The 23,050-nt window shown below is 73.2% G+C and carries 22 protein-coding genes and 1 riboswitch; of the genes, 11 read left to right on the forward strand and 11 right to left on the reverse strand.

Annotated elements, in window-relative coordinates; all coding sequences use genetic code 11:
* Positions 1–39 precede the first annotated feature (39 nt).
* Positions 40–267, forward strand: a complete 228-nt coding sequence (locus tag PYS65_RS26865; RefSeq protein WP_279336508.1) for a (2Fe-2S)-binding protein — start codon at positions 40–42, stop codon at positions 265–267.
* A gap of 14 nt (positions 268–281) precedes the next feature.
* On the opposite strand, the gene bfr is transcribed toward PYS65_RS26865, so the two are convergent.
* A complete protein-coding gene (gene bfr, locus PYS65_RS26870; protein ID WP_279336509.1) occupies positions 282–800 on the reverse strand; it encodes a bacterioferritin in 519 nt (172 codons plus the stop codon).
* 184 nt (positions 801–984) lie between these two features.
* Between bfr and PYS65_RS26875 the strand changes: the two genes are divergently transcribed.
* Entirely contained in the window at positions 985–1,632 is a 648-nt protein-coding gene (locus tag PYS65_RS26875; RefSeq protein ID WP_279336510.1) for a sulfite oxidase-like oxidoreductase, read from the forward strand.
* 34 nt (positions 1,633–1,666) lie between these two features.
* On the opposite strand, the gene PYS65_RS26880 is transcribed toward PYS65_RS26875, so the two are convergent.
* From PYS65_RS26880 to thiO, 5 genes are all read right to left on the reverse strand, one after another.
* The gene (locus PYS65_RS26880; RefSeq protein WP_279336511.1) at positions 1,667–2,572 is read right to left on the reverse strand and encodes a deoxyribonuclease IV; all 906 of its coding nucleotides are present in this window, start codon (positions 2,570–2,572) and stop codon (positions 1,667–1,669) included.
* Positions 2,573–2,621: 49 nt separating this feature from the next.
* Positions 2,622–4,586, reverse strand: coding sequence for a Stk1 family PASTA domain-containing Ser/Thr kinase (gene pknB / locus PYS65_RS26885; protein WP_279336512.1), 1,965 nt, complete (start codon positions 4,584–4,586; stop codon positions 2,622–2,624).
* 352 nt (positions 4,587–4,938) lie between these two features.
* Complete coding sequence (locus PYS65_RS26890; RefSeq protein ID WP_279336513.1) at positions 4,939–5,733, reverse strand: thiazole synthase; 795 nt, start codon at positions 5,731–5,733, stop codon at positions 4,939–4,941.
* A 2-nt stretch (positions 5,734–5,735) separates the two neighbouring features.
* The gene (gene thiS / locus PYS65_RS26895; protein WP_279336514.1) at positions 5,736–5,972 is read right to left on the reverse strand and encodes a sulfur carrier protein ThiS; all 237 of its coding nucleotides are present in this window, start codon (positions 5,970–5,972) and stop codon (positions 5,736–5,738) included.
* Complete coding sequence (gene thiO / locus PYS65_RS26900; RefSeq protein WP_279336515.1) at positions 5,969–7,153, reverse strand: glycine oxidase ThiO; 1,185 nt, start codon at positions 7,151–7,153, stop codon at positions 5,969–5,971. Before thiO ends, thiS begins: the two co-directional genes overlap by 4 nt.
* A riboswitch (TPP riboswitch) is annotated at positions 7,151–7,262 on the reverse strand. It overlaps the preceding gene by 3 nt.
* A gap of 49 nt (positions 7,263–7,311) precedes the next feature.
* Between thiO and PYS65_RS26905 the strand changes: the two genes are divergently transcribed.
* The 6 genes from PYS65_RS26905 (at position 7,312) to PYS65_RS26930 (ending at position 12,570) form a co-directional block, all read left to right on the forward strand.
* The gene (locus tag PYS65_RS26905) at positions 7,312–7,674 is read left to right on the forward strand and encodes an avidin-fold protein (RefSeq protein ID WP_279336516.1); all 363 of its coding nucleotides are present in this window, start codon (positions 7,312–7,314) and stop codon (positions 7,672–7,674) included.
* 179 nt (positions 7,675–7,853) lie between these two features.
* Positions 7,854–9,095, forward strand: coding sequence for an NAD(P)/FAD-dependent oxidoreductase (locus tag PYS65_RS26910; RefSeq protein ID WP_279336517.1), 1,242 nt, complete (start codon positions 7,854–7,856; stop codon positions 9,093–9,095).
* A 120-nt stretch (positions 9,096–9,215) separates the two neighbouring features.
* Positions 9,216–9,581: an Rv2175c family DNA-binding protein gene (locus tag PYS65_RS26915; protein WP_279336518.1), complete on the forward strand. Its 366-nt coding sequence runs from the start codon at positions 9,216–9,218 to the stop codon at positions 9,579–9,581.
* 172 nt (positions 9,582–9,753) lie between these two features.
* A complete protein-coding gene (thiE, locus tag PYS65_RS26920) occupies positions 9,754–10,452 on the forward strand; it encodes a thiamine phosphate synthase (protein WP_279336519.1) in 699 nt (232 codons plus the stop codon).
* Positions 10,453–10,558: 106 nt separating this feature from the next.
* On the forward strand, positions 10,559–11,482 hold the full coding sequence (gene metF / locus PYS65_RS26925) for a methylenetetrahydrofolate reductase [NAD(P)H] (protein WP_279336520.1): 924 nt from the start codon (positions 10,559–10,561) through the stop codon (positions 11,480–11,482).
* A gap of 56 nt (positions 11,483–11,538) precedes the next feature.
* The gene (locus PYS65_RS26930) at positions 11,539–12,570 is read left to right on the forward strand and encodes an SCO2102 family sporulation regulator (RefSeq protein WP_279336521.1); all 1,032 of its coding nucleotides are present in this window, start codon (positions 11,539–11,541) and stop codon (positions 12,568–12,570) included.
* A gap of 40 nt (positions 12,571–12,610) precedes the next feature.
* Here PYS65_RS26930 and PYS65_RS26935 read toward each other — a convergent pair whose 3' ends face one another.
* Positions 12,611–14,131, reverse strand: coding sequence for a phytoene desaturase family protein (locus tag PYS65_RS26935; RefSeq protein ID WP_279336522.1), 1,521 nt, complete (start codon positions 14,129–14,131; stop codon positions 12,611–12,613).
* A gap of 463 nt (positions 14,132–14,594) precedes the next feature.
* Positions 14,595–15,224 carry a TetR/AcrR family transcriptional regulator gene (locus PYS65_RS26940; RefSeq protein WP_279336523.1) on the reverse strand — a complete coding sequence of 210 codons (630 nt, stop codon included), beginning with the start codon at positions 15,222–15,224 and terminating at the stop codon, positions 14,595–14,597.
* Between the two features lie 202 nt (positions 15,225–15,426).
* Between PYS65_RS26940 and PYS65_RS26945 the strand changes: the two genes are divergently transcribed.
* The 3 genes from PYS65_RS26945 (at position 15,427) to PYS65_RS26955 (ending at position 17,700) form a co-directional block, all read left to right on the forward strand.
* On the forward strand, positions 15,427–16,029 hold the full coding sequence (locus tag PYS65_RS26945) for an SAV_6107 family HEPN domain-containing protein (RefSeq protein WP_279336524.1): 603 nt from the start codon (positions 15,427–15,429) through the stop codon (positions 16,027–16,029).
* Positions 16,030–16,223: 194 nt separating this feature from the next.
* On the forward strand, positions 16,224–16,994 hold the full coding sequence (locus tag PYS65_RS26950) for a methyltransferase (RefSeq protein WP_279336525.1): 771 nt from the start codon (positions 16,224–16,226) through the stop codon (positions 16,992–16,994).
* 292 nt (positions 16,995–17,286) lie between these two features.
* Positions 17,287–17,700, forward strand: a complete 414-nt coding sequence (locus PYS65_RS26955; RefSeq protein ID WP_279336526.1) for a DUF3040 domain-containing protein — start codon at positions 17,287–17,289, stop codon at positions 17,698–17,700.
* A 228-nt stretch (positions 17,701–17,928) separates the two neighbouring features.
* On the opposite strand, the gene PYS65_RS26960 is transcribed toward PYS65_RS26955, so the two are convergent.
* From PYS65_RS26960 to PYS65_RS26970, 3 genes are read right to left on the reverse strand one after another with little or no spacing between them, the layout of a single operon-like run.
* Entirely contained in the window at positions 17,929–20,364 is a 2,436-nt protein-coding gene (locus PYS65_RS26960) for a transglutaminase TgpA family protein (protein WP_279336527.1), read from the reverse strand.
* On the reverse strand, positions 20,361–21,725 hold the full coding sequence (locus PYS65_RS26965) for a DUF58 domain-containing protein (RefSeq protein ID WP_279336528.1): 1,365 nt from the start codon (positions 21,723–21,725) through the stop codon (positions 20,361–20,363). The genes PYS65_RS26960 and PYS65_RS26965 overlap by 4 nt, the downstream gene beginning before the upstream one ends.
* Positions 21,725–22,801 (reverse strand): AAA family ATPase, encoded by a 1,077-nt coding sequence (locus tag PYS65_RS26970; RefSeq protein ID WP_384210256.1) that lies wholly within the window; start codon positions 22,799–22,801, stop codon positions 21,725–21,727. The genes PYS65_RS26965 and PYS65_RS26970 overlap by 1 nt, the downstream gene beginning before the upstream one ends.
* Positions 22,802–23,050 lie beyond the last annotated feature (249 nt).

Below are 23,050 nucleotides of genomic sequence, written 5' to 3' on the forward strand. Positions count from 1 at the left end.
GTACGGCGCGACCCAGCACTACTTCGGGAGGTGGACCGCGTGTTCGTCTGCAGCTGCTTCGGAGTGACCGAGGAGCAGGTGAGGAGCCATGCGGACGCCGGGGCCTGCACCCCCCGGCAGATCGCCTCCGCCTGCAAGGCGGGCACCGACTGCGGCGGCTGCGTGCGACGCATCCAGGCGCTGCTCGGGCGTGGCGCCTGCCCCCGCCGGCAGTCGGACGGCCAGGGCCGTCCGTCCCTCACGGCGGAGCTCCCCGAGGCCGCGTAGGCCGCCCGGACGTCCTAGCGGGTCGAGAACCCGCTCGTCCCCGGGCCCGAGGGGTCCGGCTGCGACTGCTCGATCACCGTCGACAGGTACAGCGCCTCGCCCAGCTTCTCGATGAGCTCCAGCTGGGTGTCCAGGTAGTCGATGTGGTGCTCCTCGTCGGCGAGGATCGCCTCGAAGATGTTGGCGGACGTGATGTCGTTCTTGTTGCGCATGACCTCCACGCCGCGGCGCAGGCGGTCGATGGCCTCGACCTCGATCTTCCGGTCGGCCTGGAACATCTCCGTCACCGTCTGCCCGACCTGGACGTGGAAGAGCCGCTGGTAGTTGGGCAGGCCGTCGAGCAGCAGGATGCGGTCGGTGAGGACCTCCGCGTGCCGCATCTCGTCGAAGGACTCGGCGCGCGTGTACTCGGCGAGCTTGGTCCAGCCTTTGTGGTCCTGCAGCTTCGAGTGCAGGAAGTACTGGTTGATCGCGGTCAGCTCGGCGGTCAGCTGCTCGTTGAGGAATTCGATGACCTCGGGGTCGCCCTGCATCGCAGCGGCTCCTTCCACACGGATGAACGGGCCAGATGCGCCGCATGATTCCACCGGCCGAGAAGATCGTCCAGTAAGTACATGCTTACCCGGTAAGAGCCTTGTCGGCAGTATGTGATGGGTATTGTCCGACTTCATGGGGCCCCGGTCCGATGCGTCACACCGGGTCTGTCAGGATGGAAGCATGGGTCAGCCGGCGGAACGCGAATCGGGGGAGCGCACAGCAGAGGAAGCGGCGCGGTTCGAGCTTCCGCCGGGGCAGCGGCTGCAGAAGGGCTGGCCGGTCACGCACTACGGGCCCGTCCCCAGGTTCCGGCCCGAGCGCTGGGAGTTCAGGGTGTTCGGCGCCACCGCCGACGGCGGCACGCACTGCTGGAACCACGAGGAGTTCACGTCCCTGCCGTACCACAGCGTCGTGGCCGACCTGCACTGCGTCACGAAGTTCAGCATGCTCGGCGCCGAATGGGGCGGGATCCCGGCCCGTACCCTCCTGGAACTCGCCCCGCCCGCGCCCGGCGTCACCCATGTGATGGCCTGGGCCGAGTACGGATACAGCGCCAACCTCCGGCTGGCGGACTTCTCGTCCGAGCAGGCGCTCTTCGCCACCCACAAGGACGGCGAACTGCTGACCGCCGAGCACGGGTTCCCGCTCCGCCTGATCCTCCCCCACCTCTACGCCTGGAAGGGACCGAAGTGGGTCCGCGGCGTGGAGTACATGACCGCCGACCGCCGCGGCTTCTGGGAGGAGCGCGGCTATCACAACGTCGGCGACCCCTGGAGAGAGCAGCGCTACTCCTACCAGGAGGAGCCCGGGGACGGCCCCGAACTCTGACCGGGGCCGGGCCCGCGGGCCCCTGATCCGCGGGTCAGGAACCCTGATCCGCGGGTCGGGAACCCTGATCCCGGAGTTTCTTCAGACGCTCCACGTCCGCCGCGTGCCCCTCCTTGCCGCCGGGGGTCTCGATGATCAGGGGCACCCCCTCGGTCGCCGGGTGCGCCATCAGCGCGCGGAACGGTTCCTCGCCTATGTGGCCTGCGCCGATGTTCGCGTGACGGTCCTTGTGCGCGCCGACCACATCCATGGAGTCGTTGGCGTGGATGAGCTTCAGCCGGCCCTCGCCGACCGTGTCCACCAGCAGATCCAGTGTCCGGCGCATCCCGCTCGGCCCGGTCAGGTCGTGGCCGGCCGCGAAGACATGGCAGGTGTCCAGGCAGACACCCAGCTTCGGATGGGCGTCCAGCACCTCGAAGTACGGACCGAAGTCCCGGACCAGCGAGCACAGGGAGGCGCCCTGGCCGGCCGTCGACTCCAGCAGCAGGAACGGGTCGTCGTCATGGGTGAGCTCGTCGAGCAGCGGCAGCAGGTACTCCCGTACCTGCCGCAGCGCCACCGACCGCTCCCGTCCGCCGGTCGCGCTGCCGGTGTGCACCACCACACCCAGCGCCCCGATCTCGCGCCCGCGCCGCAGCGAGTGGCGCAGCGACCCGACGGACCGTTCGACGGTCGCCTCGGTGTGGGACCCGAAGTTGATCAGATACGGGGCGTGCACGTACGCCGGGATCGACCCGGCCGCACACGCCTCGCGGAACGCCGCGTCCTGCTTCGGGTCGCCGGTCGGCGTCGCCCAGCCGCGCGGGTTGGCGACGAAGACCTGCACGGCCTCCGCGCGCAGCTCACGGGCGTAGGACAGGCCGACGGAATGCAGACCGCCGGCCACCGGGACATGGCCGCCGACCGGGTTGCGGGCAGGGCCGGACAGGTGACTCTTCACCCTTCCAGGGTGTCATGCCCCGGGCCGCCGAAGCCGCCGAGCCCCTCCGTCAGCGGATCGTGAGGGTGATCGTCGAGCCCTTGGGCGCGGTGTCCCCGCCGGACACGGACTGCGCCTTGACGGTGTCGCCGAACAGACCGAGCAGCCCGCGGTCCTCCTTGACCCGGAACCCGGCACCCTCCAGCTTCCCGGTGGCCTCGTCCACACTGTCGCCGACCACGTCCGGGACCGCCACCATCTCGGGTCCCTTGGACAGCGTCAGCGTCACGCCGTCCCCCTCGGCGGCCTCACGGCCGGCCTCCGGGCTCTGCAGGGCCACCCGGCCCGCGTCGTGCTCGGAGGTGACCCGCTCGGCGGCGATGCTCACCTTCAGACCGGCCTTCTCCAGCGCGGCGCGCGCGTCGTCCAGGTCCTGGCCGACCACCTCGGGGACGTCCACCGGGCTGCCCTTGCTGACGGTGAGCGCCACCGCCGAGCCCGCACGGACCTTCGTGCCCTTGCCCGGCCCGGTGGAGACCACGAAGCCCTTGGCCACGTCCTCGCTGAACTCCTGGGTGACCATGCCCGGCTCCAGACCCGCGTCCTTCAGCACGGACCGCGCCTTGTCCAGCCGGTAGCCGTCGACATCGGGCACCCGCACGGTCTGCGGCCCCTTGGAGAGGGTGAGCGAGACCGAGTCGCTGCCGCGGATACGGGCGCCCGCCTTCGGATCCGTGCTGATCACCGTGCCCCGCTCCACGGTGTCGCTGTACGCCTCCTCGACCCGGCCGACGCCCAGCCCGGCGTCCGCCAGCCGCTCCCGGGCCTCCTTCTCGGTCTTCGCCAGCAGCGGCGGGACCTTGGTGAACTGGCCGGAGTTGATGTACCACACGCCCGCCCCGGCGCCCAGCACCAGCAGCACGGCGACGACGATCGCCATCGGTCCGCGCCGCAGCAGCGGACCGCGCAGCGACACACCGCGCCGCGGCGGCAGCGCCGGGGACTGGAGCCGACTGGTGTGGCGGTGCTCGTCGACGGGCAGCGGGCGGGATGGGGGTCCCCCCGCTCGAGCGAAGCCGAGAGTGGGGGACGTGAGCGCGCGCGGGATGACGCTCGTACGGTTCTCGGCGCCCCGGACGGTCTGGTCCTCCGAGGTCAGCGCCTGCGGCGGCACCGCGTCCAGCTGCCCGTCGTCGAGTCCGCCGCGCGCCTCGCGGACCTGCGCGAGGAGCGCCACCGCGTCGTACGGGCGGACCTCCGGGTTGCGCGCGGTCGCCGAAGCGACCAGTTCGTCCAGCGCGTACGCCATACCGGGGACGGCGGCCGACGGCGGCGGCACGTCGTCGTGCAGATGCTTGTAGAGCACGATCGCGGGGGAGTCGCCGTCGTGCGGCTTCTCACCGGTCAGCATCTCGTACAGCAGGATGCCGCACGCGTACACGTCCACGCGGGGGTCGGCGCTGCCGCTCTCGACCTGCTCCGGCGCCAGGTAGGAGACCGTGCCCAGCACGGTGCCGGTGGTGTTCGTCACCGTGTCCACGGCCCGGACCAGCCCGAAGTCGGCGACCTTGACCCGGCCGTCGTCCCCTATCAGCACGTTCTCCGGCTTCATGTCCCGGTGCACGAACCCGGCCCGGTGCGCGGCGCCGAGCGCGGCCAGCATCGGCTCCAGGATGTCCAGAGCGGCCCGCGGCTGCAGCGCACCGCGCTCGCGCAGCACGTCCCGCAGGGTGCAGCCGGCGATGTACTCCATCGCCAGGTAGACGTACGCCCCGTCGGTGCCCTGGTCGAAGACCTGGACCACGTTCGGATGGGCCAACCGGGCCACCGACTTCGCCTCGCGGATGAACCGCTCGACGAAGGAGCCGTCGGCGGCGAGCGCCGGGTGCATCACCTTGAGCGCGAGCACGCGGTCCAGACGGGTGTCCACGGCCCGGTAGACCGTGGCCATCCCGCCGACCGCGATACGCGCCTCGACGCGGTACCGGCCGTCGAGCAACTGCCCGACCAGAGGGTCCTGAAGGGTCGTGTCCACGCTGGGAGTCTACGAGGAGCCACCGACGGCGCCGACCGGATCGGTTCGGAACGGTCCCGGATCGGGGCACGACTGCAGCCGACCTGTGACGCACCCCACGAAGGAACCTCCCCACGCCCGCCGGCCTCCCACCCCCCCCGTGGCCGTCGATGCGATTCGGTCTTACGCCCGCCGGCCTCACCCGTGTCTGCGGCCGTCGACGCGATTCGGTCTTGCGGCCGTCGGTGGGGCTCGGTGCCTGCGGTTGCCGCCGTCAGCAGCAGCCGCGGCCGCCGGTGGCGCTCGGCCCCGCGGGGAGCCTCCACCTCTCGGCCGACTGGAAACGGAGTGGTGCGCGGGTGGGAGAACACCCTCAGAACGCCGGCCGCTCCGGATCCAGCACGGCCAGCCCCTCCGCGGGAGAGGACGCCTCGGCGAAGTGCCGCCGCGGAATCCGCCCTGCCCGCCGGGCCAGCCGCCCCGCCTCGACCGCGCTCCGCATGGCGGCGGCCATCAGCACCGGCTCCTGCGCCCGCGTCACCGCCGAGGCGAGCATCACCCCCGCGCACCCCAGTTCCATCGCCAGCGCCGCGTCCGACGCCGTACCGGCACCCGCGTCCAGGATCACCGGTACGCGCGCGTGCTGCGTGATCAGCTCGAAGTTGTGCGGGTTGCGGATGCCGAGCCCCGACCCGATCGGCGACCCGAGCGGCATGACCGCCGCACAGCCCACGTCCTCCAGCTTCCGCGCCAGCACCGGATCGTCGTTGGTGTAGGGCAGCACCGTGAACCCGTCGTCGACCAGGGTCTCGGCCGCCTCCAGCAGTTCGACGGGGTCCGGCAGCAGGGTGCGCTCGTCGGCGATGACCTCCAGCTTGACCAGGTCGGTGCCGAGCGCCTCCCGCGCGAGACGGGCGGTGAGCACCGCCTCCCCGGCGGTGAAACAGCCGGCCGTGTTCGGCAGCACCCGGATGCCCAGCCTGTCCAGCACCGAGAGCACCGAGCCGTGCACCGAGGGGTTCACCCGCCGCATCGCGACGGTCGTCAGCTCGGTCCCGGACGCCACCAGCGCCCGCTCCAGCACCTCGAGGCTGGGCGCCCCGCCGGTGCCCATGATCAGACGGGACGTGAAGGACGTACCGCCGAGGACGAACGGATCGTCGGCCATGATCAGCCTCCCTGCACCGCGGTCAGGACTTCCACCCGGTCCCCCTCGGCGAGGGGCGTGAGCGGCCACTGCGCGCGCGGGACGACCGTTTCGTTGAGGGCGGCGGCCACCCCGGAGTGCGCCTCGGTGAGCGTGCCGACCAGCGCGTCGAGCGCCGTACCGGGAGCCACCTCGCGCGGCTCCCCGTTGAGCGTGACCGGGACCGTGACGGTGACCGGGGTGTGCGCAGGAGTGTTCATGCGGGCTGCTCCGTGAGGACGGCGGCGGTCGCGGTGAACCGCCGGGGGGTGAAGGGGCGGGCCTGTGCCGGGAGTTCACCGGTGGCCAGGAACTCCGCCAGGACGTCGCCGGTGACCGGAGTGAGCAGCACGCCGTTGCGGTGGTGCCCGGTCGCCAGGACCAGCCCCTCGAGCCCGGACGGGCCGAGCAGGGGCGCGTTGTCGGGGGTGCCGGGGCGCAGCCCGGCCCGGGTCTCGGTGAGGGGAAGCTCGGTGATGCCGGGGACCAGTTCGTGGGCGTCGCGCAGCAGCTCGTACACCCCGCCCGCGGTGACGGTGGTGTCCCAGCCCTGCTCCTCGCTGGTCGCCCCGATCACCAGTTCCCCGCTCTCGCGCGGGACCAGATACACCTGGCTGCCCCGCACCACCGCCCGCACCGTCCGGCTCAGGAACGGACCGAACCGGTCGGGCATCGCCAGCCGGAGCACCTGCCCCTTCACGGGACGCACGGGAGGCAGCAGTTCCGCGGGGATGCCCGCGAGCCGACCGCTGAGGCTGCCGCCGGCCAGCACCACCTGCCCGGCGGCCAGCCGGGTGCCGTCGGCGGTGACCACGCCCGTGGCCCGCTCCCCGGAGACGGTGAGCCGGTCGGCCCACGCGCGGTGCAGGACCACCCCCGCCCGCTCGCAGGCGGTCACCAGCGCCGCCGCCAGCCGCCGGGGGTCGATCTGGTGGTCGCCGTCCACCCGCAGCCCGCCGCGCACACCGGGGGCGAGCATCGGTTCCAGGCGTCGGCACTCCCGCCCCGACAGCCACTGCGCGTCGAGCCCCGACTGCTGCTGCAGGGCGTGCAGTTCGCGCAGATGGGCGCGGTCGTCGGCGTCCAGCGCGACCGCGAGCGTGCCGCACCGGCGGTAGCCGAGGTCGTGGCCGGTGGCCTCGGTGAGCTCGGCCGCGAAGCCGGGGTAGCGGAGCGCGGAGGCGAGGTTCAGGCGGAGCAGGGTCTGCTCGCCGTAGTGCAGTTCCGTGACGGCGGCCAGCATTCCGGCGGCCACCTGAGCGGCACCGCCGCCCGGCTCGGGGTCCAGCACGGTCGTGGCCAGCCCGCGCTGCGCGGCCCGCCAGGCCGTGACCAGACCGATGACGCCGCCCCCGACGACGAGGACGTCGGGGGAGCGCTGCGAGGTGTGTGTGGGTGACATGGGCGTCCAGCCCCTCCCTTCGCCGGCATGACCCGGATCAGGTTCATACGGTCGGAGGCCGCCAGCCTCCCTCTCAGCCCGGTGCGCCCGGGCTCCCGCGAATGTCTTACGTTGGCCACCCTAGCCCTCGGAACAACGAACGTGTAGGGAGCCCGCGCATGGCCGCTTCGCTCGACGGTCTCGTCCTCGCCCCCGTCGCCGACCAGGCGCCGGGCCAGGTCGGCACCCGCACCCGGTTCACGTACCACGAGCAGGACGGCGGGATCTGGGCCGAGTACGCGGGCGGTGACGTCGCCCGCGGGTACCTGGTGGGCACCCGTGAGGGGGACCGGCTGGACTTCCGGTACGTGCAGCTCAAGCAGGACGGCGGCACGTCCTCGGGGCACTGCGTGTCGACGGTCGTGGAGCTGCCCGACGGGCGGGTGCGGCTGGAGGAGGCCTGGCAGTGGGAGTCGCAGCCGGGCAGCGGGACCAGTGTCGTGGAGCAGCTCACGGGTCCCGCAGGCCGACCGGCTGACTGACCGATGGTCAGGTGTCTGTGACTCCGCTCCCTCTCCCGAGGGAAGGGTGTTTCCCACCCGAGGGTTGCGGTCCAGCCCGAACCGATCCCTTGCGGGACACCAGAAACGTACATTAGGGATTCGATTCCCCCACCGGCTGAAGCCGGTGGTTCCCTCGAAAGAGGTCCGGTGGTGATCAGGTGAGCGAGCAGATGCAGCAACGGGGACCGTCCGAGCCGCGGCGCGTGGTGGTGACGGGGGCCGGAATGGCCGGCGTGCAGACCGCCGTCGCCCTCCGGGAGCAGGGATTCACCGGCACCGTGACGCTGATCGGTGCCGAACCCCACCAGCCGTACGACCGGCCCCCCCTGTCCAAGGCGGTGCTGCTCGGCAAGGCGGAGAACTCCGCCTTCGACGTCGACTTCGAGGCGCTCGGCATCGAACTGCGGCTCGGCTGCGAGGTGCTCGGACTGCGCCCCGCCGACCATGAACTGGACACGGAGGCCGGGCCGGTCCCCTACGACGTCCTGGTCGTCGCGACCGGTGCCGAACCGGTCCGGCTGCCGGGCGCGGACGGGGTCCCGGGCGTCCATCTGCTGCGCACCCTGGACGACGTCGAACGGCTGCGGCCGGTGCTCGCGGACCGCCAGGACATCGTGGTCGTCGGCGCCGGCTGGATCGGCGCGGAGTTCGCCACGGCGGCGCGCGAGGCGGGCTGCGCGGTCACCGTCGTGGAGGCGGCCGACCGGCCGCTGGCCGAGGCGCTGCCCGCCCAGGCGGCCGCCCCGATGACCGCCTGGTACGGCGACGCGGGGGTGGTGCTGCGCACCCGCGCGCGCGTGGAGCGCGTCGAGCCCGGCGCGGTGGTGCTGGACGACGGCTCGCGACTGCCCGCGGGCGCCGTCGTCGTCGGGATCGGGGCCCGCCCCGCCACCGCCTGGCTGACCGGATCCGGGGTCGAGCTCGGCGAGCGCGGTGACGTGGTCGCCGACCCGCACCTGATGACCTCCGTGCCGGACGTGTACGCGGTCGGCGACTGCGCGTCCTTCCCCTCGGGGCGGTACGGCGAACGCCTGCTGGTGCACCACTGGGACAACGCCCTGCAGGGCCCGCGCACGGTCGCGGCGAACATCCTCGGGGCGGCCACCGGCGAACCTCCGGCGGTGTACGACCCGGTGCCGTACTTCTGGTCCGAGCAGTTCGGCCGCTTCGTCCAGTACGCCGGGCACCACGCGGACGCCGACCGGACGGTGTGGCGCGGGGACGCCGACGGGCCGGCCTGGACGGTCTGCTGGCTCCGGGAGTCCCGGCTGGTGGCGCTGCTCGCGGTGGGCCGCCCCCGCGACCTGGCCCAGGGGCGCCGGCTGATCGAGGCGGGGACGGTGCTGGACGCGGAGCTGCTGGCCGACTCGGAGCGGCCGCTGAAGTCGGCGAAGGGGTGAACCCCGGCCCCCGGGGGAGGGCCGTCCGGCCGACACGTCCGTGCGCGGTGATCCGCCGGACGGACCCCGGGCGGAGGGGCTCGGCTTCCGACTGTCAGTGCCAGATGGCACGCTTGTCCCGTGACCGAGATTGACGCAAAGATCGATGCTCTCGTCCCCGCCTGGCTCACCCTGCCCGACATCGCCGAGATGCTCGGTGTCGAGGTGACGCGCGTCCGGCAGCTGGTCAAGGAGGGCCAGCTCATCGCCGTACGCCGAGGTGAGAACCGCGCACTGCAGGTCCCCGCCGCCTTCATCGACGAGGACAAGGTCGTCAAGGGCCTCACCGGCACCCTGACGCTCCTGCGGGACGACGGTTTCACGGACGAAGAGATGCTGGAATGGCTTTTCACCGCCGACGAGAGCCTGCCGGGCACGCCCGCGCAGGCGCTGAGCGAGAACCGCGGCACGGAGGTGAAGCGCCGCGCCCAGGCGCTCGCCGTCTGAGCCCGCGACGAAACACCCGGACCCTGACCCCCCGGACCCGTATCGGGGCGGGGAGCCGCGTCCGGTTGTGAACCGCCGCCCGGCGCCGCTGTCCCAGGGCGCCGGGCCGCGCTCCACCCGGCCCCGGGTTCGCCCCGGTCCGGCCGACACCGACACACGGGGGGACACCCGCATGCCAGTCACCACCGCAGGCACCACCGCGCGTACCGCCGCAGGCACCACCGCGCGCGCCCGGCTCTCCGACGCCCTGGTCTATCTCTGCACCGACGCCCGCAAGCGGCAGGGCGATCTCGCGGAGTTCCTGGACGCGGTCCTGGCCGGCGGTGTCGACATCGTGCAGCTGAGGGACAAGGGCATGGAGGCCGGCGAGGAGCTGGAGCACCTGGCGGTCCTCGCGGACGCCTGCGCCCGGCACGGCAAGCTGCTCGCGGTGAACGACCGCGCGGACGTCGCCCACGCCGCCGGCGCCGGCGTCCTGCACCTCGGCCAGGGCGACCTTCCCGTCCCCGCGGCCCGAGCCGTCCTGGGCGAGGACGTCCTGATCGGCCGCTCCACGCACGCCGAGTCCGAGGCGGCCGCGGCGGCCGTGCAGGAGGGCGTGGACTACTTCTGCACCGGCCCCTGCTGGCCCACCCCCACCAAGCCCGGCCGCCACGCCCCCGGCCTCGGCCTGGTCCGGTACGCCGCAGCCCTCGGCACCGACCGCCCCTGGTTCGCCATCGGCGGCATCGACCTCGGCAACCTCGACGAGGTGCTGGAGGCCGGCGCCCGCCGGGTCGTCGTCGTACGGGCCGTCACCGAGGCGGACGACCCGGGCGCGGCGGCGTCCGAGTTCGCGAAGCGGCTGCGCGCGGCGTCCGGCGCCCGGTGACCGAGTTCGTCTCAGGTTTGTCCGAAGGGTGGACAAGAAAGCCGTGAATCGGGCAAATAACCCTCATTCGGTTGGGGTGGCGCTGGCCCCTGGCTAACCTGCCGGTATGGCCCTCGGAACCGCATCGACCAGGACTGACCGCGCACGCACCGTGCGCGACATGCTCGCCGCCGGAAAGACGACGTACTCGTTCGAGTTCTCGGCGCCGAAGACCCCCAAGGGCCAACGGAACCTCTGGAGTGCGTTGCGCAGGGTCGAGGCGGTCGCCCCGGACTTCGTCTCCGTCACCTACGGTGCCGGGGGCTCCACCCGCGCGGGCACGGTCCACGAGACCGAGCAGATCGTCGCGGACACCACCCTCACCCCGGTCGCCCACCTCACCGCGGTCAACCACTCCGTCGCCGAACTGCGCAACATCATCGGCCAGTACGCCGACGCCGGGATCCGCAACATGCTCGCCGTGCGGGGCGACCCGCCCGGCGACCCGATGGCCGACTGGATCCCGCATCCGCAGGGGCTGACCTATGCCGCCGAACTCGTCCGGCTCATCAAGGAGTCGGGTGACTTCTGCGTCGGCGTCGCCGCCTTCCCGGAGATGCACCCGAGGTCGGCCGAGTGGGACACGGACGTCGCGCACTTCGTCGACAAGTGCCGGGCGGGCGCCGACTACGCGATCACCCAGATGTTCTTCCACCCCGAGTCGTACCTGCGCCTGCGTGACCGGGTCGACGCGGCGGGTTGCGACACGCCGGTGATTCCAGAGGTTATGCCGGTGACCAGTGTGAAGATGCTGGAGAGGTTGCCGCAGCTCAGTAACGCGTCGTTCCCGGATGCCCTGAAAGAGCGGATCCTCACAGCGGCGGACGATCCGGCGGCGGTACGCTCCATTGGCATCGAGTTCGCCACGGAGTTCTGCGCGCGGCTGCTGGCCGAAGGAGTGCCCGGACTGCACTTCATCACGCTCAACAACTCTACGGCGACGCTGGAAATCTACGAAAACCTGGGCCTGCACCACCCGCTGCGGGCCTAGACCGGTCGCACCGGTGTACGACACACTGCGTAGCGGCCGCTGGGAGAGGGGCGTACATGGGCTGGACGGTCCTCTACATCGCGTTCGGTGTGGTCGCGTTGTGGCTGCTCGGCGAGGTGTTGCTGCAGTACAAGGCACGCCTGCGCTGGCGGCTGCTCGCCTTCGCCGGCTTCCTGGGCGTCGTGCTCGGTGTGCTGATCCAGACCGTCCTCGTCATCGGACTGGGCGCCGTGGCCTTCGCGATCGGCCAGACCTACGTCACCCTGTCGTTCCGCCGCGGCTTCGCGGCAGGCTGGGCGGTCAACGCCCCGGCGCTGGCCGCCGTCAAGGGCGGCCGGGGTGACCGCGCGCGGCAGGAACCGACCCTGGAGGTCTCCGGCCTGGAGGCCACCGGCGACGGCCACGGCGGCGGGGACGGCTACGGGGACGAGGCCGCCGCCTACCGCACCGACCGGAACACCTACGCCGCGGACGACTACGACCGCGACGACGTGTTCACGCCGACGCGCACCGAGCAGCCGACGGCCGCCGAGACCACCGCCGTCTACGAGCCGCAGCCCATGCCCGACGACACCGGCTCGTACGGCGTCTACGGCGACAACGGCGGTAACGGTGACAACGGCGGCAACGGGTACGGCACCCCGGCCCAGGACCAGTACGCGGCGACCGCGCAGAGCCCCGACCAGGGTTACGCCACCGACCAGAACTACGCCTACGACTACTCCGGTTACGGTCAGCAGCAGGCCGCCTACGACAGCACGGGCCAACAGCAGCAGTACGCCGCCTACTCCGACCCGTACATCGGCAACTCGAACTACGGCGACGCCTCGTACGGCACCGGTTACGCCGACCCGCAGCAGTACGGCCAGCAGGGCTACGGCCAGGACCAGTACGGGGGCGGCGCCTACGGCGGCGAGACCCCGGCCGGCGGCCTGTGGGTCCCGCAGCAGCGCAACGCCGACGACCTGTACGGCGGTGAACTCCCGCAGGAGCAGCCGTACCCGTACCAGGGCGAGGACCAGACGGGCCAGACGGGCCAGGCGCCGGGGAACGGCAACGGGTACGACGAGCAGCAGTACCGTTACTGATCCGCCCGGATCCGCTCACATCCAGAAGCGTCCCGGTCGTTCACTGGGAACCGCGGAACTCCGGCCCCTCCACGATCAGGCCGGCGACCAGCGCGCCCGACATCCCGGCGTGCGGCAGCCCCCCGCCGGGGTGCGACCAGCCGCCGACCGTGAACAGCCCCGGTACGCGCGTGCCGTTGGACGGGTGGAGCAGCCGCCCGCCCGCCGCGGCGAGCGCCGGTACGGGCACCGCTCCGCCCTCCGCGCCCGTCGCCTCCGCGATGTCGGCCGGGGTGCGCACCTCGTGCCGGAGCAGCCGGTCGCGCAGTCCGGGCACCGCCCGCTCGGCGGCGGTGATCATGCGCTGTGCGTGCTCCTCCAGGCCCGGCCCGGCGCCCTGGGGCACCACCGAGGTGAGGGTGACCGCCTCATGGGCGTCGTCGGGGACCAGCGCCGGGTCGTCGGGCCGCAGGACCGTGACCGTGGGGTGCGCGGGCAGGCCCGCCGGGGAACCGGTCAGGGAATCCAGCTCGGCCTCCCGGTCCTCCGTGTGCACGACCGTCCGGTGCGGTGTCCCCTCCGGACGCCCCCCGCGCAGCGCCAGCAGCACCGTCAGACGGCTCGCCGCCCCGGTCCTGCCCGGCACCTCGCCGTCACCCCGCACCCGGCTCCCCCGGGTCAGCCGGTCCAGCACCGCGGGCGTCACCCCGGCGACCACGTGGTCCGCCTCGGCCACCGCTCTCCCCCCGGAGGCGGGGGAGGTGCCCTCGGCGAACTCCACGCCCGCCACCCGGCCGTCCTTCTCCAGCAGGCCGGTGACCTCGGCGCCGAAGCGGAACTCCACCCTGCGGGCCACACACCGCTCGTACACCGCGCGGGCCAGCTCCCGCATGCCGCCGCGGACGTACCAGGTGCCGAAGGCGTGCTCCATGTACGGCAGCACCGCCGCGCTCGCCGGGGCGGACCGGGGGTCGAGGCCGTGCTCGAGCGCGTAACTCCCCAGCAGGGAGACCAGCCGGGGATCGCGCAGCTCCCAGGCGCCGACCTCGGCGAGCGTGCCCGCGGTGCGCGTGCGCAGCAGCTTCCGGTGAGGGACGGCCGGGTAGGGCTCGCGGTCGGCGAGCACCCGCCAGTCGGGCCACAGCGGCTCCTCCAGGAGCGGTCTGCGGGTCCTGGCCCAGGCCTCGCGGGCGCGCACCAGGAAGTCGCCCCAACGCTGTCCGGCAGCGGGACCGAGGGCCTCCTGCAGGGCAAGGACGACACCCGCGCGGGACGCGTTCGGCAGCGAGACACGCGTGCCGTCCGCGAACACATGGTGGGACGACGGGTCGACCTGGACCAGGTCGACGCAGGCGTCCAACGGCTCCTTGCCGGTCTTGACGAACAGATCGCGGTAGACCGCGGGCAGCGGGAGCAGTCCGGGGCCGGTGTCGAACGCGAAGCCGTCCCGCTCCAGCCGGCGCAGCGCGCCGCCGTACGTGTCCGTCCGCTCGTACACCGCCACCCGGTGGCCCGCGACGGCCAGCCGGGCAGCGGCCGCCATCGCGCCCATCCCGGCGCCGATCACCGCAATCCGTGCCATGCCAGGGACTTTATCCGCCCCCACCGACACCCCGGTCCCGAGTACCGGCACCCCCGCTCCGGTGACCAGCCGGCGACACGGCGTGGTGGGGGTGGGTGCGCAGGACTGAGTACCCGTACCTAGTCCCCGAGATGAGTACGCGCGCGGATGGGCCAGGACCTGCGGAAACGAGAAAGTGGAGAGCACGGAGAGGGGAACGGCTCCGCAACCGGCGACACGGGGCGCCGGAGACGGACCGGCCCGCGATCCGCTCCTTCCACCGGCGCCGTCGGTGGGAGCGAGGCACGGGGGTCCCGGGGGGACGACCGCAACGGGGGTCCTGCGGGGGGACGTACAGGGGAACCACGGGGGAGCAGGAAGGTGCCGGTCCGGCAGTGGCTCGCGGGGGACGCAGCCACCGCCGGACCGGCGTCTTCGTGCGCGCCGGGGTACACGACCCGGTAGCTCCGCCCGGCCGGTCGGCTCAGTGGCGGCCGCCCACGCGTCCCTGCAGCAGCCGGGACAGCGCCGCGTGCACCTCGTCCAGGGAGCGCCCCGGCTGGAAGGACTGCCAGTCCAGCGCGGCCACCAGCACCATGCCGACCAGCGCCGCCGCCGTCAGCGGAACGTCGGTCTCCGCGCTGAACTCGCCGCTCTCCACGCCCTCGCGCAGCACGTCCTCGACGACCGCCACGGCCTGCTGCCGGACCACCAGCAGCGTGGACTGCCAGGCCCGGTTGGTGCGCCACAGTTCGGCCACGTACAACTGGGTGAAGGCCGGATAGCGGTCGATGAAGACGAGCCCCGCGCGGATCATCGCGTCCAGGGCGTCGCCCCTGCCGCCGCCCCGGAGGGCCGTCCGGTCGGCCGCCTCCCGCAGCGAGGAGGCGAGGAGCCCGACCCCGTGCCGCAGCAACTCCTCGAAGAGAACCGACTTGCTCGCGAAGTTGTAGTAGACCGTGCCCTTCGCGACCCCTGCCCGCTCGGCGATCTCGTCCACCGTGGTGGCGGAGAAGCCCTGTTCGGCGATGAGGGTGACGGCCGCCTCGTAGAGCTTCTGCCGGGTGGCCTCGCGGCGGGTACTGCCGCCCGACGTGGTGCTGCTGCGTTCCATGGCCCTGATTGTCACAGGGCCGCCGCCCCGCCCCTCCACAGGCTCGGCCCAGGAGGCGGCCGACCCGGGATCGAACTGTCGAGCGACGTACAACCCGGTAAAACCCCAGGTCGGAACGGATTGTCAGTGCCATACCGCACGATGAGCACATACGGCACCCGGTAGCAGGGGATGCCGTCACGAAGACGACAGGAGGTTCGTCATGGCCCACTCCTCCGCAGCCGCCGCCCGTCGGCGCCGCGCCACCGGCCCTGCCCCCTCACTGACCGGCCCGGCGGACGACGTCCACCCCGTGCTGCGCCGTGCCACCGCCCCGCCCGCCGCCCTCGGCCTGCTCGCCCAGGCCCGTGCCGGACTCGACGAGGCCACCGTCCTCGACACACCCAACGAGCGCTATGCGACGGCCCACCTCGCCGCCCTGCGCACCGCCGCCGCCGTGCTCGCCGCGCGGGGGCGGCCCGAGACCTCGCCCCGGGCCCGGAGCAGGATCCGCAGCGCCTGGGAGGTGCTCCCCGAGATCGCGCCCGAACTCACCGAGTGGAGCGCCCTGTTCGCTTCGGGCGCCCGGCGCCGCGCGCGGGCCGAGGCGGGCATCCGGGACGCGGCGAGCGGCCGGGACGCCGACGACCTGATACGGGACGTGGCGATGTTCCTGCGCCTGGTGGAGCGGATGCTCGTCCTCCAGCCGGTCCTCCCGCAGCCCCGTACCGACGCGGAGCGCCCGCACCACACCGCCCGCGCCGCCCACCCCGACGGCCACGACCCCGGTGGCGGCGCGGACCGGGACATGCCCGACACCGGCTGACCCGCGCGGGCGCACCGGCGCCCGCCACCGCGGGGCGGCCCGGGGCGCCGCCCCGCGGTGGCCGGGGAGCGTGCCGCAGGCAATAGGGTGGAAGGCGCCCGAAGCCTCCGCCGTCCTCCGTACGTCCGGGCAGGGGAGGCAGCCCGATCGCTCCGCCGTGAATGAGGCGGTGCCGCGCCGAGGAGTCAACTGCCGTGTCGGACACCCTGCGCCCCCGCGCCGCTCTCCGTACCGCCGTGGTCTGGGAGGTCCTTCAGGACGCCCTGCGAGGCCGGGCCGAGGCGACCGGACGGCCGGCGCTGGACGTCCTCGACACCGGCGGCGGCAGCGGCAACTTCGCGGTGCCCCTGGCCCGTCTCGGCCACCGGGTCACCGTCGTCGACCCCAGTCCCGACGCGCTGTTCGCCCTGGAACGCCGTGCCGTCGAGGAGGAGGTCGCCGACCGGGTCAAGGGCGTCCAGGGCGACGTGCACGGCCTCTTCGACGTGGCCGAGCGCGGCGGATACGACGTGGTGCTGTGCCACGGCGTCCTGGAGTACGTCGACGACCCGGCCGAGGGCGTGCGCAACACGGTGGCGGCCCTGCGCCCCGGAGGGGTCCTCAGCCTGCTCGCCGCCGGCCTCGGCGGCGCCGTGCTCGCCCGCGCCCTCGCCGGTCACTTCAAGGAGGCCCGGCAGGCGCTCGATGACCCGAACGGCCGATGGGGCACGGGCGATCCCGTACCGCGCCGCTTCACCGTCGACCAGCTCACCGGTCTGGTCGAGGACGCGGGGCTGCGGGTCGGCGCCGTGCACGGGGTGCGGGTCTTCGCGGATCTCGTTCCCGGCGTGCTCGTGGACACCGAGCCCGGGGCCCTGGACGCACTGCTGAAGCTGGAGGCCGCGGCGGCGGAACTCGACGCCTTCCACTCCGTGGCCACCCAACTCCATGTGCTCGGTGAGGCGCGGGGGACCACCGGGACCTGAGTGATCTTCTGTGACGCGTCGCTGATCAGCGACGCGTCCGTCGGCCCGCCGGTGCATGGAGTGGGCCACAGGCCCCCCGAATGGCGGCGGGGCACCGTATGATCGAGGGAGACCGACCGGCATGACGGCTCGGCCATCGGGGAATGAGAAGTCTCGAGCGGCCCGGGACGCGCATGGCGGGTTTCGGTCGGCCAGTTGGCGCAGAGGGGCGGGTTTCACGGGGTCGAAACCCCGCCTATCCTGAAGGGACCCCCCGGGTCGCCCCGGCGACTTGCACGATGAGGAGGACGCCGTGCCGCTCTCGGAGCACGAGCAGCGCATGCTCGAGCAAATGGAGCGAGCGCTGTACGCCGAAGATCCCAAGTTCGCGTCGGCGCTCGAGGGAAGTGTCCTGCGTACGTACACCCGTCGGCGGGTCTACCAGGCGGTCGCGGGCTTCCTCGTAGGTATTGCGCTCCTCATGGCCGGAATGGTCGCCCAGCAGGTCTGGCTCAGTGTGGTGGGCTTCCTCGTCATGCTGGGCTGTGCGGTCCTCGCCGTGACGGGCTGGCGCAAAGCCCCCAAGCCCGGTGAGCAGCCCGTCGGAGCCGTGGGCTCCACGGGTCCGCCGCAGTCCGGCCGTCAGAGCAGGCAGCGACGCTCCGTGATGAACCGCATAGAGGAGCGCTGGCAGCGCCGCCGCGACGAACAGGGCGGCGGGCAGTAGCTCCCGCACCCGGCTCCCGCAGACAGTTCCAGGACACCTGAAGACCGAGAGCACGGATCAGGGGGTGGCCACCGGACCGGTGGCCACCCCCTGATCCGTGTCCGCACCGGGACTCGGAGGCGGGGGCCGCACCACTCCACCCGGCCCCCGCCTCACCCCGCCTGCCTCACTCCCGCTTCACCCCTGCCGCCGCGAGGGCTCCCGCAAGAGCTCCCGCGGCGGCTTCCGTCAGGTGGGCCGCCGCCCGGTGGGCCGCCGCCCGGTGGGCCGCCGCCCGGTGGGCCGCCGCCCGGTGGGCCGCCACGTCGGCCGCAGCGCGAGGGCGCGTTCCCGGACGCCGGCCCACCGGGCCGACACCGACCACACCACCCGCACCGTGGAACGCGGGGCGAACAGCGCGCGCAGCCACGTGCCACGGCCGACCACGGACCGCAGACCGGCCGTCACCCGGCGCACGTCGTCCGCCGACCCCGCCGCGGGGCGCGGCCGCGGCGCGTAGAGGACCTGCTCCACGGCGTCCGCCACCCGGTGCGCCGCGGCCGCGGCATCCGGGTCGAGCCGGCCGAGCCGGACGATCCGGGCCGCCGCCTTGCGCGGGGTCAGCGACTCGTCTGGGGAGATGCCGAAGTCCCACGCGGTGTCGGTCAGCTCGTCCCAGACGGCCAGGACGTGCGCGGCCGCGTCCGCCTCCGAACGGCCGTGCGCGCCCAGGCGCACCGCCCGGATCCGCAGCCGCCACGCCATCGGCGCCAGCGGCAGCACCAGGACGGCGAGACCCGCCAGCGCCCACGCCAGCACCGCGTACCACCGGGGACCGTCACCGTCCGTGGGCAGCGCCGCCGACGGTGCCTCGCTCTCGCAGCCACCGTCCAGCCTCCGCTGCTCCAGCGTGCAGCCTTCGCGCGAGGACGGGGCGGCCGAGGGCTCCGAGGACGCGGCCTCGGACGGCCGGGCCGGGTCGGGCACCGCGCTGTCCGAGGTGTCCGGCACGGTGTAGGAGGGTGTCGAACCGCGGGTGGGGGTCGGCTCGAAGCGGGTCCAGCCCACGCCCTCGAAGTACAGCTCCGGCCAGGCGTGCGCGTCCCGCAGTCCCACCGACACCGAACCGTCCGCCTGCGGGGTGCCGGGCGCGAAACCCACCGCGACCCGGGCGGGTATGTCCAGCGACCGGGCCATCGAGGCCATGGCGAAGGAGAAGTGGACGCAGAAGCCCTCCTTGTCCCTCAGGAAGCGGGCGATCGCCTGCGAGCCGCTGCCGACGGCGACCTCGGTGTCGTACGTGAAGCCGCCGGTCGAGGCGAAGTACTCCTGGAGCTCGACCGCCCGGTCGTAGTCGTTCGTCGCCTCCTCGGTGACCTGGCGGGCGATCCGGGACACCAGCGCGGGCAGCGAGTCCGGCAGCTCGGTGTAGTCCCGCTTCAGGGCGGCCGGCGGCGCCGACGCGCCGGCCAGCTGCTCCGCCGTGGGCCGCACGTCGAGACTGCGCACGCCGTACGTCAGCCCCTGGGTGTTCTGGCCGTGGTCGCCGACCAGCGTCATCCCGACGGGCTCGTAGCGCCAGTTTCCCCTGATGTCCACGCCGCTCGGCGGGTACGGCATCGGCAGCCAGTCCTGCCCGTACCAGTCGGCGGTCGAGACCGTCGTGGCGATCTCCGCGCGCTCGACGTCCTGGCCGAGACCGGCCGGAGCCGGGAAGCCGCCGCCGGGCACGGTGGTGATGGACCGCTTGGACGGCTTCCAGGTGGTGCCGTCGAAGTCGTCCAGGGAGACGATCCGCAGATACAGGTCCGAGACGTCCTCCATCTCGGTGCGCACGGACATGACCTGGCGGTCCTCGTCCGCGTTCAACGAGTCGCGCAGCGACACCAGCGGGTTCACCGCGGAGATCGTGCCGCCCCCGCCGGAGCCCGAGCCGGAGCCCGAACCCGCCGGGTCCAGCAGGCCGCCGTTCATCGTGGGCAGGGCGAGCGGCACCACCAGGGCGATGCCCACCGCCAGCAGCCCGATCCGCCGTCCGGTGCGTACCGGGGCCCAGGCCCCGGTCGACTCGGTGGCGGGGCCCCGCGCCGCCCCGCCGAAGACCCGTCCCCACCGGGAGAGCCGGTCACGCCCCTCCACGAGGAGCAGCGTCAGATAACCGACCGCCGCCAGCAGGAACCACAGCCAGTCGTTGCCGCCGTCGGACAGCCCCGCGGCCACCGAGTACAGCGCGAGCAGGGGAAGCCCGGCCGGGGCCGCGCTGCGGAAGGTCACCGCGAGGGTGTCCACCAGCAGCCCGATCACCAGGACCCCGCCGACCAGCATCAGCCGGATGCCGTCGGACAACGGCGCCGGTATCGCGTAACGGCCGACGTCGGTACCGCCCTGTCCGAGCAGCTCGGCGAAGAAGCGGAAGGCGTCAGGCCCCGGAACCAGGCCGGCGAACGCGTGCTCACGCGCGAACACCAGGGTCAGCAGCACGAGCGCCACCAGCGCCTGCACGGCCACGGTCAGCGGGCGGGCCAGCGGCACCCGCCGGGCCAGTGCGCCCGCACCGGACTGCACAGACAGGAGAAAGGCCGCCTGCACGATCCAGGAAGCCGGCCTGACCAGAGGCAGCAGCGCGCACGCGGCCAGCAGCGTGGCCGCCCACGAGGCCAGCGTCAGCCGTAGTCGTCCGCTCACCCTGCCCCCTCCCCACCGCGCGCCGTCACCAGACCGAACCGCTCCCGGCCGGCCAGCTGCCACTGATCCTCCAGGGAGGCGCCCCGCGGCACGCTCACGGCCGTCCAGCCCGCTTCGCGCAGCATCCGCAGCCGCTCCCCGCCCCCGTCCAACGGGCCGGAGACGTCCGACGGTTCCCGCAGCCAGGTCCCGCTGTCCAGCACGAAGGCGACGGCGCCCCCGCTGCGTTGCCGCATCCGGGCGAGCACCGACGTCTGCTCCTCGTCGAGATCGCCGAGGAAGGCCACCAGCAGCCCCTCGTTCCCACCGCGGACCATGTCGTAGGCCCGGGACAGGCCCGCCCCGTCGGAGTGGCCGACCACGGCGAGGGCGTCCATCATCAGCCCGGCCGCGTCCGCCGACTCCTGGCTCGCGCCCGCGAACCCGTCGGAGCCCTCGCCCGGCACCGCATCGCCGGTGTCGGTCAGCAGCCGCACCGAGAAGCCCCGCTCCAGCATGTGCACCAGGACGGAGGCCGCACCCGACACCGCCCACTCGAACGCCGCGTCGGGCCCCGCGCCGTCGTAGGCGACGGCGCGGGTGTCCAGCAGCACCGTGCAGCGGGCCCGCTGCGGCTGCTCCTCGCGGCGCACCATCAGCTCGCCGTAGCGCGCGGTGGAACGCCAGTGCACCCGGCGCAGATCGTCGCCGTAGCGGTAGCCGCGCGGGATCACGTCGTCCTCGCCGGCCAGCGCCAGCGAACGCTGCCGTCCGTCGCCGTAGCCCTTGGCCTCACCGCTCAGCCGCACCGGCGGCAGCGGCTCCACGCGCGGGATCACCGTCAGCGTGTCGTAGGTCGAGAAGGACCGGGTCAGCTCGCACATCCCGAACGGGTCGGACAGCCGCAGCTGCAGCGGGCCGAGCGGGTAGCGGCCGCGCAGGTCGGAGCGGACCCGGTAGGACACCTCGCGACGACCGCCCGCCTCCACCCGGTCCAGCACGAACCGGGGGCGCGGCCCGAGCACGTAGGGCACCCGGTCCTGGAGCATCAGCAGGCCCGTGGGCATGCGGGAGACGTTTTCCATCCGCAGGTGCACCCGCGCCTCGGAGCCGGCGGGCACCCGGGCGGGGGACAGCCGGCGGCTGCCCGCGACCCGGTAGCGGGTGCGGTGGAGCACGCCCGCGCACATCAGCGGCAGCACCGCCAGCAGCAGACCGACCCGCAGCAGATCGCTCTGCCCGAGCACGTAGGCGCAGACCACGGCGGCCGCACCGGCGGCCAGGAAGGAGCGCCCGCGGGTGGTCAGCCCGGCCAGAGCCGTGCGCAGGCCACCCCTGTCACCGCGGGCGCCCTCCGCGCGGGCGGATCCCGCGGTACTCATCACAGCCTCCGCGGCTGGTGCCGGCCGTACCGCAGGCCGACCCGGCCCAGGCCGATGCCGGCCTGCTGCGGAGCGGCATCGGCGGGTACCGGGGTGTGCTGCAGGATCTCCTGGACCACCTGCTCCGCGGTGCGGCGGTTGAGCTGGGCCTGGGCGGTGGGCAGCAGCCGGTGCGCCAGCACGGCCGCGGCGAGCGCCTGCACGTCGTCCGGCAGGGCGTAATCCCGGCCGTTCAGCGCCGCCGACGCCTTCGCCGCGCGCAGCAGGTGCAGTGTCGCGCGTGGCGAGGCACCGAGTCTGAGGTCGGGGTGCGTGCGGGTGGAGGAGACCAGCTCCACCACGTACCGGCGTATCGGCTCGGCGACATGGACGGCGCGCACCGTCTCGATCAGCTTCAGGATCTCGTGTGCGTGGGCCACCGGCTGGAGGTCCTCCAGCGGGGAGAGCCCGCCGTGCACGTCCAGCATCTGCAGCTCGGCCTCCGCGCTCGGGTAGCCGACCGAGACCCGGGCCATGAACCGGTCGCGCTGGGCCTCCGGCAGCGGATAGGTGCCCTCCATCTCGACCGGGTTCTGCGTCGCCACCACCATGAAGGGGCTGGGCAGTTCGTAGGTCCTGCCGTCGATGGTGACCTGGCGCTCCTCCATCGACTCCAGGAGCGCGGACTGCGTCTTCGGCGACGCGCGGTTGATCTCGTCACCGATCACCACCTGCGCGAAGATGGCGCCCGGCTTGAACTCGAAGTCCTGCTGCTGCTGGTCCCAGATGGACACGCCGGTGATGTCCGACGGCAGCAGGTCCGGTGTGAACTGGATACGCCGCACCGAGCAGTCGATGGACCGCGCCAGCGCCTTGGCCAGCATCGTCTTGCCGACTCCCGGAACGTCCTCGATGAGCAGATGTCCCTCGGCGAGCAGCACGGTCAGCGAGAGCTGCACGACCTCGGGCTTGCCCTCGATCACGCTCTCCACCGAATCCCGCACCCGCTCGATCACGGCGGTCAGGTCATCCCCCACGCTGGGCTGCGCTCGCGTGGGGGAACCCCCAAGGCTCGCTCGATCGTCATAGGTCGGCACCCGGCCCTCCTCGGCCTTTCCCCTTGCTCCCGAGGAACAAGGGCCCCAAATGTCCGGGCCGGCACCTTGCTGTGCGGCCCGGCTCACCCCGAATCACGGACACCGCGCGGGAAAAGTTCCGCGCGGTACCACTCCCGCATTCTTGCCGCCGTTACCGATTCGTGTCACTCGCCTGTGGACAACCGGCGGCGATATGTCAGGCCGTGCGACCTTCGTGGAGCCGGGGACCGGTCACCCTCGGGGCGGGGC

The organism is Streptomyces cathayae (assembly GCF_029760955.1).
In the GTDB taxonomy this organism is placed as follows: domain Bacteria; phylum Actinomycetota; class Actinomycetes; order Streptomycetales; family Streptomycetaceae; genus Streptomyces; species Streptomyces cathayae.